The sequence below is a fragment of the Streptomyces tardus genome (assembly GCF_018101125.2).
Taxonomy (GTDB): domain Bacteria; phylum Actinomycetota; class Actinomycetes; order Streptomycetales; family Streptomycetaceae; genus Streptomyces; species Streptomyces tardus.
On record NZ_JAELVF020000001.1, the window covers coordinates 2,741,330 to 2,753,653 of the forward strand.

General features: G+C 72.4%; 9 protein-coding genes. 3 read left to right on the forward strand and 6 right to left on the reverse strand.

Annotated features, from left to right (window positions below; translation table 11 throughout):
- Positions 1 to 116: 116 nt before the first annotated feature.
- Entirely contained in the window at positions 117 to 1,889 is a 1,773-nt protein-coding gene (gene argS / locus JGS22_RS11750; protein WP_211041256.1) for an arginine--tRNA ligase, read from the reverse strand.
- A 141-nt stretch (positions 1,890 to 2,030) separates the two neighbouring features.
- Here argS and lysS point away from each other — a divergent pair, with 141 nt between their 5' ends.
- Entirely contained in the window at positions 2,031 to 3,764 is a 1,734-nt protein-coding gene (gene lysS / locus JGS22_RS11755) for a lysine--tRNA ligase (protein WP_211041255.1), read from the forward strand.
- 224 nt (positions 3,765 to 3,988) lie between these two features.
- Here lysS and JGS22_RS26270 read toward each other — a convergent pair whose 3' ends face one another.
- The 3 genes from JGS22_RS26270 to JGS22_RS11770 form a co-directional block, all read right to left on the reverse strand.
- Positions 3,989 to 5,653, reverse strand: coding sequence for a DUF2637 domain-containing protein (locus JGS22_RS26270; protein ID WP_236073804.1), 1,665 nt, complete (start codon positions 5,651 to 5,653; stop codon positions 3,989 to 3,991).
- A gap of 299 nt (positions 5,654 to 5,952) precedes the next feature.
- Positions 5,953 to 6,594: a DUF3558 family protein gene (locus tag JGS22_RS11765; protein ID WP_211041254.1), complete on the reverse strand. Its 642-nt coding sequence runs from the start codon at positions 6,592 to 6,594 to the stop codon at positions 5,953 to 5,955.
- A gap of 192 nt (positions 6,595 to 6,786) precedes the next feature.
- Positions 6,787 to 7,707: a hypothetical protein gene (locus JGS22_RS11770; RefSeq protein WP_211041253.1), complete on the reverse strand. Its 921-nt coding sequence runs from the start codon at positions 7,705 to 7,707 to the stop codon at positions 6,787 to 6,789.
- A gap of 236 nt (positions 7,708 to 7,943) precedes the next feature.
- Between JGS22_RS11770 and JGS22_RS11775 the strand changes: the two genes are divergently transcribed.
- Entirely contained in the window at positions 7,944 to 9,137 is a 1,194-nt protein-coding gene (locus JGS22_RS11775) for an RtcB family protein (RefSeq protein WP_211041252.1), read from the forward strand.
- 123 nt (positions 9,138 to 9,260) lie between these two features.
- Here JGS22_RS11775 and JGS22_RS11780 read toward each other — a convergent pair whose 3' ends face one another.
- Complete coding sequence (locus JGS22_RS11780) at positions 9,261 to 10,025, reverse strand: SDR family NAD(P)-dependent oxidoreductase (protein ID WP_211041251.1); 765 nt, start codon at positions 10,023 to 10,025, stop codon at positions 9,261 to 9,263.
- Positions 10,026 to 10,450: 425 nt separating this feature from the next.
- On the opposite strand from JGS22_RS11780, the gene JGS22_RS11785 reads away from it, so the two are divergent.
- The gene (locus JGS22_RS11785; RefSeq protein WP_211041269.1) at positions 10,451 to 10,906 is read left to right on the forward strand and encodes a MarR family winged helix-turn-helix transcriptional regulator; all 456 of its coding nucleotides are present in this window, start codon (positions 10,451 to 10,453) and stop codon (positions 10,904 to 10,906) included.
- 108 nt (positions 10,907 to 11,014) lie between these two features.
- On the opposite strand, the gene JGS22_RS11790 is transcribed toward JGS22_RS11785, so the two are convergent.
- Positions 11,015 to 12,250, reverse strand: coding sequence for a cytochrome P450 (locus JGS22_RS11790; RefSeq protein ID WP_211041250.1), 1,236 nt, complete (start codon positions 12,248 to 12,250; stop codon positions 11,015 to 11,017).
- Positions 12,251 to 12,324 lie beyond the last annotated feature (74 nt).

The window sequence follows — 12,324 nt, forward strand, 5'->3', positions numbered from 1 at the left end:
CCGCGCGGACCGGCGGTTGGAGCGGGAGGACACGCGCCCTGCACGCGGCGGCGGCCCCGGACACAGCGGAGGCCCCGGACGGCTTCTCGCTGTCCGGGGCCTCCGCGGGGCTGTGCTCAGAGGCGCTCGGGGGTGCGGATGCCGAGCAGCTCCATTCCCTGGTGCAGGGTCCTGGCGGTCAACTCGCAGAGGAACAGGCGGTTCGCGACGGTCGCCGGGTCCTCGGCCTTGAGCACCGGGCACTGCTCGTAGAAGCTGCTGTAGAGCGTGGCGAGCCCGTACAGGTAGGCGGTGAGCCGGTGCGGCTCGTACGTCTGCGAGGCGCTCGCCAGGGTCTGGGCGAACTCGTCCAGGTGCAGGCCGAGGGCTCGCTCCGCCGGGGCGAGCGGCAGCTCGGGGTGCGCTCGGGGGCCGGCCTCGCCCGCCTTGCGCAGGATGGAGTGGATCCGGGCGCAGGCGTACTGGAGGTAGACACTGGTGTCGCCGCTGAGCGAGACCATCCGGTCGAGGTCGAAGACGTAGTCGCGGGACATGGAGTTGGAGAGGTCCGCGTACTTGACCGCGCCGATGCCGACCTGCGCGGCCCGCTCGGCGATCTCCTCCTCGCCCAGGTCCCGGGCCTTCTCCCGCACGACGGCCTCGGCGCGCTGGACGGCCTCGTCCAGCAGGTCCACCAGCCGGACGGTCTCGCCGGCGCGGGTCTTGAACGGCTTGCCGTCGTCGCCGAGCACGGTGCCGAACGCCAACTGCTTCGCGGCGCCCTCGGGCAGCCAGCCGGCCCGCTGCGCGGTCTCGAAGACCATCCGGAAGTGGAGCGCCTGCCGTACGTCGACGACGTAGAGCAGGGTGTCGGCGTGCAGCTTGCCGATCCGGTCCCGGATCGCGGCGAGGTCGGTGGCGGCGTACCCGAAGCCGCCGTTGGACTTCTGCACGATGAGCGGGGTCGGGTTGCCGTCCGGGCCCTTGACGTCGTCGAAGAAGACGCAGAGGGCGCCGTCGGAACGGACCGCGACACCGGAGGACTCCAGGTCCTTCACGACCTGCTGGAGATCGTCGTTGTAGGCGCTCTCGCCGACGACGTCCTCGTCCCGGATCTCGACGTCGAGCTGTTCGTAGACGGCCCGGAAGTAGATCTTCGACTCGTCGACGATCTTGTGCCAGAGGTCGAGGGTCTCCTTGTCGCCGGACTGGAGCGGTACGACACGGTCCCGGGCGCGGGCCTTGAACGCCTCGTCGGAGTCGAAGAGCGCGCGGGAGGCCTTGTAGACCCTGTTGAGCCGGGCCATCGCGGCCTCGCCGGCCTCGCCCGCCCCGGCGGCGTCGGACTCGTGGTCCAGCTCGTGCGGGTTCTCGATGAGGTACTGGGTCAGCATGCCGAACTGGGTGCCCCAGTCGCCGATGTGGTGCCGACGGATCACCTTTTCGCCGGAGTGCTCCAGGATCCGCATCACGGCGTCGCCGATGACCGTCGACCGCAGATGGCCGACGTGCATCTCCTTGGCGACGTTCGGCTGGGAGTAGTCGATGACGGTGGTGCCGGGCGACGGGGCGTACGGGACGCCCAGCCGGGCGTCCTCGGCCCGGGCGGCGAGCGTGGTGACCAACACCTCGTCGGAGACGGTGATGTTGAGGAAGCCGGGACCTGAGACCTCGACCTGCGCGATCGGCTCGCCCGCACCGGTCGCCATCCGCTCCACGACCAGGCCGGCCAGCTCACGCGGATTGCCCTTGAGCTTCTTGGCCAGCGCCAGCATGCCGTTGGCCTGGAAGTCGGCCCGGTCGCTCCGGCGCAGCAGCGGGTCGGCTCCGGCGGCCTCCGGCAGGGCAGCCGCGAGTGCGTCGCCGACGCACTGGTCGACCGTGGTGGCGAGCGAGGGGACCGAAGCCATGAGTGCAGCGTCCGTTCCGTCGAAGTGGTGGATTCCGGCGAGTATCCCACGGGCCGCCCACTGGCGAACAACTGCTTTCCCGGATGGGACAATGGGACACGTCAGACGTGTACGCGCAGAACACAGAAGGAAGTACCGCACGTGGCTGAGAGCACCCCCGAGGCCGACTGGGTCTCCCGATTCGCGGACGAGGTCATCGCCGAGGCGGAACGCCGCGCCCCGGGCAAACCGATCGTCTGCGCCTCGGGGCTGAGCCCCTCGGGCTCCATCCACCTGGGCAACCTGCGCGAGGTGATGACCCCGCACCTGGTCGCGGACGAGGTCCGGCGGCGCGGGTACGAGTGCGTCCACCTCATCTCCTGGGACGACTACGACCGCTACCGCAAGGTGCCGGCCGGGGTCGACCCCTCCTGGGAGCAGCACATCGGCAAGCCGCTGACCGCGGTCCCGGCGCCGCCCGGCAGTGAACACCCGTCCTGGGCCGCGCACTTCAAGGCCGCGATGACGGCGTCCCTGGCCGAGCTGGGCGTGGAGTTCCACGGGATCAGCCAGACCGAGCAGTACACCTCCGGGGCGTACCGCGAGCAGATCCTGCTGGCGATGCGGGAGCGCGGCACCATCGACGGAGTGCTCGGGCGCTACCGCACCAAGGTCAAGGACGGCGGCAAGCCCGGCACGAAGGGCCAGAAGGGCCAGAAGCCCGTCGACGAGGCGGAGCTCGCCGCGGCCGAGGGCTCGGGCGCCGCGGGCGAGGACGACGGCAGCGGCGGCGGGGGCGGGTACTACCCGTACAAGCCGTACTGCACCGTCTGCGGGACCGACTTCACCACCGTCACCGCGTACGACGACGACAGCACCGAGCTGCGCTACGAGTGCCGCTGCGGTCACAGCGAGACGGTGCTGCTGAGCGAGTTCAACCACGGGAAGCTGGTCTGGAAGGTCGACTGGCCGATGCGGTGGGCGTACGAGGGCGTCGTCTTCGAGCCCTCCGGCGTCGACCACTCCTCGCCCGGCTCCTCGTTCGTGGTCGGCGGGCAGATCGTGCGCGAGATCTTCGCCGGGCAGCAGCCGATCGGGCCGATGTACGCGTTCGTCGGCATCAGCGGAATGGCGAAGATGTCCAGCTCCAAGGGCGGGGTGCCGACCCCGGCCGACGCGCTGGAGATCATGGAGGCGCCGCTGCTGCGCTGGCTCTACGCGCGGCGCAGGCCCAACCAGTCGTTCAAGATCGCCTTCGACCAGGAGATCCAGCGCACCTACGACGAGTGGGACGCGCTGGAGCGCCGTATCGCCGAGGGTGCCGCTCAGCCCGCGGACCTGGCGGCGCACTCCCGGTCGGTGCGGACCGCGGCCGGCGAGCTGCCGAGCACACCGCGTCCGCTGCCGTACCGCACGCTGGCCTCGGTTGCCGACGTGACGCAGGGCGCAGAGGACCAGATCCTGCGCATCCTGGGCGAGTTGGACCCGGAGCGGCCGATCGCCTCGTTGGAGGAGACCAGGCCGAGGCTGGACCGCGCCGAGCGCTGGATCAGCACCCAGGTGCCGGCCGAGCAGCGCACCCGGGTGCGCGAGGAGCCGGACGGCGAGCTGCTGGCCTCACTGGAGGAGGAGCAGCGCGAGAGCCTGCGACTGCTGCTGGAGGGTCTGGACGAGCACTGGTCGCTGGACGGGCTGACGACGCTGGTCTACGGCGTGCCCAAGATCCGGGCGGGGCTGGCGCCGGAGGCGAAGCCCACCCCCGAACTGAAGGTGGCGCAGCGGGCGTTCTTCGCGCTGCTGTACCGGCTGCTGGTCGGCCGGGACACCGGTCCGAGGCTGCCGACGCTGCTGCTGGCGGTCGGCGCCGACCGGGTGCGCAAGCTCCTGGGCGCATAGCCCGGCGCCCTGCGTGGGCCGCCGGCCTGCGCCGCTCGGTGGCTCGGGAGGGCCGCCGCCATGCGAGGGCCCGACGCCCGAACTCCCGGACCGCTCCGGGGCGTTGCAGGACCGCTGCGCGCCCCGGGGCGGTTTCTCGTGCGCACGGCAGGGACGGGGCGGCGTACGAGGCTCGGGTGCGCGAGGCACGGGCGTACGGGCGCGGGGCGCGGCGGGGGCCGGGGTCAGCCGCTGACGCCCATCTCGGCGTTGTAGCGGTCGCGGAACTCGCTGAGGTGGGAGCGGAGATACGGCTCGCTCAGCAGCGAGCCGTCGTTGTTGGTCACCCCGAGCTGGTCGTTGAGCGCGCGGCTGAGCTGGCGCGCACTGGGGCGGGCGCCCTTCTCCGCTATGTACTGGCGGTAGATCGAGTAGTACACCTCTTCGCGCTGCTCGCCGTCGGGTATGCCGACCGGCACCAACTCGGTCTCCTCCCGAGGGGGTTCGGGGTCAGCGTGCCGCGGTGCGGCCTCCGGCCTCCGGCGTCGCGGCTCCGGTACGGGCTCCGGTACGGGCTCCGGTACGGGCTCGGGCTCGGTCTGCGCATGGCCGAGCGCACGTACCCGGCCGGGACCGACGGGCACCGTGACGGCCGACTCGTCCTCCGGCTCCGGCCGGGCAGGGAACGCCAACTCCTGCTGGCGCGGGGCGAGTTCGACCGTCCCGTCCGCACGGTCCGGGTGGCCGGCGTGGGTGTGCGGCGCTCCCGTCCCGGGGTGATGGGCAGCGGGGGCGAACTCGCCTGCCTCGGCAGGCTCTTCGTACCGCCTGTGGTCGGCCGGCGCCGAACGCCGCCCGGCGTTCGGATCGTTGGCGGGCCGTCCGTCGTGCGCGGTGACGCCGTCGTCGGGGCGCAGGCCGTCGCGGGGCCGGGCGGGGGCCGAGTGGCCCGACGCCCCCGCACGGCCGCGCTGCCACGGCTCGTGCTGCCAACCCTCGTTCGGCAGCTGCTCGTTCGGCGCCTGCTCGTGCTGTCGGCGCTCGTCGGCGGGCGGTCGGTCGGCGGCTGGGACGGTGGCCGACTCGTGGCGGTTCCGGTCCTCGGGCGGGCGCGCCGTACGGGCGGCGGTCTCCTCGGCCGGCTGCGGCCTCGCCTCGCCGCCGGTGAGCGCGGGCCGGCCGCGACCGTCGAGGGCGTCGGTGCCCGGTGCGCCCGTGCGTGTGGCCGGGACGGTGATGCCCGCTGCGGCGAGGCCGGCGGGACCGGTCTCGGCGAGGGGGATGCCGTACTTGGCGAGTTTGAGCGGCATCAGTGACTCGACCGGTGCCTTGCGGCGCCAGTTCCGGCCGTATCGGGCGCGCAACCGGGCCTGGTAGACGAGGCGTTCCTGTTCGAGGCGGATGACCTCCTCGTAGCTGCGCAGCTCCCAGAGCTTCATCCGCCGCCACAGCAGGAAGGTCGAGGGGAAGGCGAGCAGCCAGCGGGAGATCCGCACGCCCTCCATGTGCTTGTCCGCGGTGATGTCGGCGATCCGGCCGACCGCGTGCCGGGCGGCCTCGACGGAGACGACGAACAGCAGCGGGATGACGGCGTGCATCCCCACGCCGAGCGGGTCCGGCCACGCGGCGGCGCCGTTGAAGGCGATGGTGGCGGCGGTGAGCAGCCATGCGGTCTGCCGCAGCAGCGGGAAGCCGATGCGCAGCCAGGTGAGCAGCAGATCGAGCGAGAGCAGGACGACGATGCCCGCGTCGATGCCGATGGGGAAAAAGGGCGCGAAGTCACCGAAGCCCTTGCGTTCGGCCAGATCCCTCACAGCGCTGTACGAACCGGCGAAGCCGATCGCGGCGATCACCAGCGCGCCGACGAGCACCACGCCGATCAGGACGCGGTGCGTGCGGTTCAGTTTCATCGCGGCCACCCGCGATCTCCTCCCACCCAGGCGACACCGAGCGGCGCCAAGCCTGGCACACCTGTCGCTTCCGTGTTCGAGCGGGAGTGTGCAGCGGTCCGGCCGGTCGGCTCCCGGCAGCTCGCAGCAGAGCTGTCATCAGCGGCAACTCTGTTGCGGAGCAAGGGGATCGAGTGAGGCGGCCGGGCGGGTCGGCCGGGGGTGACGGCCGGGCGGCGCGCCGCCGGAGTGCGCCGCCCGGGCTCGACCGTCCGTGCCGGCCGCCTCCGGGGACGCGCCGAACGCACCGCCCTCCGGCGTCACTTGACCGCGGAGAGCGCTTCCTTGGCGACCTTCTCGGCGTCCTTGCGCACGGTGTCGGCGCTCGGACGCTTGGCGCCCTCGAAGCCCGCGGCGGAGTAGTCCACGGTCAGGACGACGTTGCTGCTGAGCACGACGATGCGGTGCTCGCGGTAGTCCTCGGACTTCTTGCCGTCCTTCTTCTCGGTGTCGTAGCTGATGCCGGTGGCCTTGTCGCCGACGCCGTCGAGCCGGGACTCCTTGATGGCCTTGTTGCTGCCGTTGGCCGAGACGGAGTCCTGGAGCTGGGCGGCCTGTTCGCGGGCGCGCTTGTCGCCGCTCGCTCCGCCGCTCTCGGACTCGAAACGGTGGAAGGAGACCGTCAGCGAGCGGTAGTCGTAGTCGTCCAGACCGGTCCACAGGCAGCTGTTGTAGCGGTCCTGGTCGGCCGTCTTCAGCTTCTTGCCGGTCTCCTTGTCGACGCCGGGGACGACGTCCTTGACCGTCTTGCCCGCGATCGCCTTGCAGGGGTCGGGCAGGCTCTTGAACTTCACCGGCGCCGGACTCGCCGCGGAGGACTCGCTCGCGCCGTCGGACTTGTCGTCGTCGCCGCCGTCGTCCGAGCCGGAGCAGCCGGTCAGCAGCAGCGCGGGTACGGTCACGGCGGCCAGCAGACGGGCCGGCCGCCGGGGGGAGCGTGCGCGGCCGGCCGCGGCGCGTCCCGGGGCGTCCGGGTCTGCGGCGGCGGCAGCGGTCGGGCGGGTGGAGTGTGTCGCTCGGTTCTTCACGGGTTCGTCGCTTTCAGGTGTGGATCAGCTGTGCGCTCGGGGCTGTCGGCCGGTGCGGACCGGTGGTCAGTTCTCCAACTGCCCGACGAGCTGCTTGGCGAGCTTCTGCGCCTTCTCCTGGAGTTCCTCGCTGCCCGGGATCAGGCGCTTGTCGGTGGACCACTGGTCGTACTCGACCGTGACGATGACGTTGCCCGCCCGGAAGACGAGAGTGATGTCGCGGTGCAGACCGGAATCGGCGGTGACCAACTCGTCGTTGAGGTAGGCCACATCGCCGATCGCCTCCAGCGGTCGGGGGACGAGTGCGGGGTCGGCCGAGGGGTCGTCGGGGTCTGCGGGGTCCGTGGAGTCGGCAGACCCGCCGTCGGAGGGGCTCGGCCCGTCCTCGCCGCCCTGGGGTTCCTGGGAGCCGCCGGCGCCCTCGTCGCCCGGGGTGTTCCCGGCGTCGTCCGGCTCGGCGTCGTCGGTGCTGCCGTCGCCGCCCGGTTCCTCCGTGCCCTCTGTGTCCTGGGCGTCCTCGTCGACCTGCGGGGCCTCGTCGGGGATCTTGTCCTTGCGCGCGCGGGCGTCGTACAGCTCCGCGGCGCGGTCGTCGTCGCTGACCTCGCTGTCGTAGGAGACGACGCGTTCGAGGTCGATCGCCAGATGGTGGCTGCCGAGGGTGCCGGTCGACTTCCACTTGCAGCCGACCCGGCGCTCGATGTCGTACGTGACGCTTGCGGTGCCCTCGGGCAGCGGCCGGTTGGTCGGCGAGGCGCTCTCCTCGCCACCGGCGACGAGGAGTTCGCGCAGGGCGTCCTCGGAGACGGCCCCGCACGGCTCGGGGAGCGAGGCGTGGGTGCCGGGTTTGGCGGGGCCCGTCTGGGAGCTGCCGTCGGACTTGCCGTCGCCCTCGTCGTCGCTCTCGGAGCCGCCCGTACAGCCGGTCAGGCCGAGGGTGAGCGCGATGAGCGCCGCCGTCGCACTCCTGCGTGCTCTTCGCTGCACGGTGCCTCCCGAACCTCTGAACCCACTGTCGCCTCGCTCGCGCACGCGGCGGCGTGCGCGCACTCGGCCGCGTCGAAAACATGTTGCCGCCTTGCGGGGCGAGCAGAACACAATGTCTACCGCACACCGCGTACAGCCGTCCGGTTCGGCGGGGGCTATGTACGTCCAAGTCCGGTTATTACCGTTTACTCAACGGTGTGGCGAATCACAGCATTTCCAGGGGGAGCTGAGCAGTCGTGTCGTACACCGAGATGCCCGGCGCGCGGGTGCCGATCCGCATGTGGGCGGACCCGGCGACCGTCGAGGACGGCGCCCTGCGCCAGTTGCAGAACGTGGCGACGCTGCCGTGGATCAAGGGCCTGGCGGTCATGCCGGACGTGCACTACGGCAAGGGCGCCACGGTCGGTTCGGTCATCGCGATGAAGGACGCCGTCTGCCCGGCCGCGGTCGGCGTGGACATCGGCTGCGGAATGTCGGCGGTGCGCACCTCGCTGACCGCCAACGACCTGCCCGGCGACCTCTCCGGGCTGCGTACGCGCGTCGAGGCGGTCATCCCGGTCGGCCGCGGAATGCACGACGAGGCCGTCGACCCCGGTCGGCTGCACGGCTGCCCGACCGCGGGCTGGGACGACTTCTGGTCGCGGTTCGACGGAGTGGCCGAGGCGGTGCGCTTCCGCCAGGGGCGGGCGGCCAAGCAGATGGGCACGCTCGGCGGCGGCAACCACTTCGTGGAGATCTGCCTGGACACCGAGGGGGCGGTGTGGCTGCTGCTGCACTCCGGCTCGCGCAACATCGGCAAGGAGCTGGCCGAGCACCACATCGGCCGCGCGCAGAAACTGCCGCACAACCAGGGCCTGGTCGACCGCGACCTCGCCGTCTTCGTCGCGGACACCCCGGAGATGGCGGCCTACCGGCACGACCTCTTCTGGGCGCAGGAGTACGCCAAGCACAACCGCGCGGTGATGATGGGCCTGCTCCAGGGCGTCGTCCGCAAGGAGTTCAAGAAGGCGAAGCCGACCTTCGACCGGGTGATCTCCTGCCACCACAACTACGTGGCCGAGGAGCGGTACGACGGTATGGACCTGCTGGTCACCCGCAAGGGGGCGATCAGGGCCGGCAGCGGCGAGTACGGGATCATCCCCGGCTCGATGGGGACCGGTTCGTACATCGTCAAGGGACTGGGCAACGCTGCGTCGCTCAACTCCGCCTCGCACGGCGCCGGTCGCCGGATGAGCCGCAGCGCGGCCAAGCGGCGGTTCAACGCCGGGGACCTGGCGGATCAGACACGCGGGGTGGAGTGCCGCAAGGACTCCGGTGTGGTCGACGAGATCCCGGCCGCGTACAAGTCCATCGACCAGGTCGTCGAGCGGCAGCGGGACCTCGTCGAGGTCGTCGCGAAGCTGAAGCAGGTCGTCTGCGTCAAGGGCTGACGCCGACGGGCCGGCTCCCGCAATGAACGGGCGCCGGCCCGTCGGCGTGCGGGCCTGTGAGCCGGTCTGCCCGCCGCGTCCGAGGGGCTGCCGGGTGTGGCTCCGCGGCGCCCCGGTGGGTGGCTACTGCTCGCGGTGGAGCTTGCGGTTGGCGGCCTGCGCGCGGGGGCGCACGACGAGCAGGTCGATGTTCACGTGCGACGGCCTGGTGACCGCCCAGGTGACGGTGTCGGCGACATCCTCTGCGGTCAACGGCTCCGGTACGCCCGCGTACACCGCGTCGGCCCGCTCGGTGTCGCCGCCGAAGCGGGTCAGCGCGAACTCCTCGGTCTTCACCAGCCCGGGCGCCACCTCGATGACGCGCACCGGTTCGCCGCACAGCTCCAGCCGCAGCGTCTCGGCGAGCGCGTGGGCGCCGTACTTGGCGGCCGAGTACCCGCCGCCGCCCTCGTACACCGCGAGCCCCGCGGTGGAGGAGAGCACCACCACGGTGCCGTCGCCGCTCGCGGTGAGCGCCGGCAGCAGCGCCTGGGTCGTGTGGAGGACGCCGAGGACGTTGACCTCGTACATCGTCCGCCAGTCCTCGGGGTCGCCCTCGGCGACGGAGTCCAGTCCGAGCGCTCCGCCCGCGTTGTTGACCAGGACGTCGACCGAGCCCTGCGCGGTGAGCTCGTCGGCGAGCGCGGCGACGGCGGCGCGGTCGGTGACGTCCAGCGGGCGGGCCAGTGCCTGGTGCCCCGCGTTCGTCAACTCCTCGGCCAGCGCCTCGATCCGCTCCGTACGGCGTGCGGTGAGCACCACGCGGTAGCCGGCGGCGGCCAGCCCTCGCGCGGTGGCGGCACCGATGCCGCTGCTCGCTCCGGTGACGACGGCGGTGGGGGCGGACATCTGGACTCCTCTGCGCGGGGCGACGGGGACGGCCGTACGGGGTGCCTCCGCCGGCCGTGGCCGTTCGGCACCCTGCGGTGAAGGCTAACGCGCTGCTCCGACCCCGTGCGGGCGTCCCCCGCGCCGGGGCCGGCCGGTCCGGGTGAGACCCGGTGCGCGCAGCGACGGGACGCGGAGGTACGGACGGCGCGGGGCGGTGCGGACCGGCGCCGGGGTCGACGGGGCGCGGACCGGCGCCGGATCGTCGGGGCGCGGGCGGTACGGGGCCGCGGGCGATGCGCGGGCAGTACGGGGCCGCGGGCTTCGCTGCGGGAGCGGCGGCCGGCGACCCTGGCGGTTCGCCGGCGGATCGGGTACTCGCGTGCGGACGGCGGCGACCGGGACACGTGCGCTGCGCACGCTATTCTGGCGGGGTGGATCGTGATGTGGAGACCGAGGTCGGGCACGAAGTCGCCCGCGCGCTGGGCCAGTTGCTCAAGCGCAGCGCACGCACCTGGCTGTACGCCGGGTTGACCGAGGGGCTGGGGGAGGGCGTCGACGAGGTCACCTATCCGGTGCTGAGCGGGCTCGCCAGGACCGGGCCGTGCAGCGCCGCGGATCTGGCGTGGGAGGTGGGCCTGGACCGCTCCGGCATCAGCCGTCGCGCGGGCCGGCTGGAGTCGGCGGGCCTGCTGCGCCGGGAGCCGGATCCGCACGACGGCCGGGCGGTGCTGCTGGTGCTCACCGACCGCGGCGTGGAGGCGAACGACCTGCTGCGCAGGCGACTGGTGCGGCGGATAGAGGACTCGCTGGCCGAGTGGCCGCCCGAGGAGGCGCGGGCGTTCTCCGCCGGGCTGCGCCGGTTCGCACTGGAGGGCCCGTTCGCCGAACCCCTGGCGTGAGGCCCGCCTCCGGGGCGGGCACGGGGTACGGCCTGCCCGCCGCGCCCCGCCGCGCCCGCCCCGCTGTCGGCTGCCGCGCCGGTCGACTCCGCAGCGGACGACCGCCGTTCAGCGCGCGGCGGCTCTCGGGCGGGGCCGGAACTCCACCGGCAGCGCGACCGGCCCCCGGGTGTACACGCCGCTCTCGGCGTAGCGGAACCCCGACGCGTACCGCACGTCCTCCAGCAGCGGCAGCAGCAGCGCCGCGACGGTCTCGATCTCGGTGCGCACGAAGGAGGCGCCGACGCACATGTGCAGGCCGGCGCCGAACGCCAGATGCTGCGCCGCCGCTGTGAACGACCGCGCCGCGCCCAGGTCCTGGCGTTCCATGTCGAAGCGGTCGGGCTCGTGGAAGACCTCCGGGTCCCGGTTGGCGGCGCCGATCACGCAGAACACCGTGGACCCGGCCGGCACCGTCGTGCCGGAGAGTTCCACGGCGGAAACGGCGCGACGCGGGATCAGCTGTACGGGCGGGGTGCAGCGCAGCGTCTCGGCGAGCGCCGCCGGCAGCAGCTCCGGACGGGCGCGGAGCCTCGCCAACTGGGCCGGGTGGTCGATGAGATGGCGGAAGAGCAGGCCCAGCGTCTTGTCGGCCGGCTCGGTGGCGGCAGCGAGCACGTTGATGATGAGCGCCGTGACATCGCCGGTGGTCAGCGCCGTCCCGTCGTACTCCGCGGCGCACAGGCGGGAGATGAGGTCGTCGCCGGGGCGGGCACGGCGCTCCTCGATGATGGGGACGAGGTACTCCTCCAGCTCCTCGGCGCAGTGCACGCAGTGCGCCCGGCGCTCGGGCGTCATGACGATGCTGGTGATGAACTCGGCGACACCGCTGTGCCAGGCGGCGACTTTCCGCCAGTCCCGCTTGTCCAGCCCGAGCACCTCCAGGGTGATCTGGATCGCCAGCGGCTTGCCGAACTCGCCGACCAGGTCGACGCGTCCGCAGGGGAGGAACGGTGCGATCAGCGCCTGCGCGTTGGTGCGGATCGCCTCCTCCTGGTCCTTCAGCGCCGAGCCGGTGAAGGCGCGGACCACGATCTTGCGCTTGGCGGTGTGCTCGGCGCCCGCCATCTGCGCCAGCACCGGACCGCGCATCACCGGCTCGGCGCGCACCCGCAGCGTCTCGGTGGTGAACGTCTCGTGGTCGGTCAGCACCCGGCGTACGTCCCGGTGCCGGGAGACGAACCAGCTGTCGACGGCGGCTTCGTGGTGGACCGGACGTCGTTCCCTCAGCTCGGCGAAGCTGCGGTAGGGGTCGTGCGCGTAGTCCGTTGACAGCACGCTGAAATCTGAGATGACGGTGGGCATCCGAACTCCTCTGCCGCGACTGCGTGGAAGGCTGCGGCGTGGCCGAATTGCGTACAACACGCTTGTCGTTGACG

Coding starts and splice junctions, on each gene's coding strand:
- argS (WP_211041256.1), bottom strand. CDS start 1,889: ATGGCTTCGGTCCCCTCGCTCGCCACCACGGTCGACCAGTGCGTCGGC.
- JGS22_RS26270 (WP_236073804.1), bottom strand. CDS start 5,653: ATGAAACTGAACCGCACGCACCGCGTCCTGATCGGCGTGGTGCTCGTC.
- JGS22_RS11780 (WP_211041251.1), bottom strand. CDS start 10,025: ATGTCCGCCCCCACCGCCGTCGTCACCGGAGCGAGCAGCGGCATCGGT.
- JGS22_RS11790 (WP_211041250.1), bottom strand. CDS start 12,250: ATGCCCACCGTCATCTCAGATTTCAGCGTGCTGTCAACGGACTACGCG.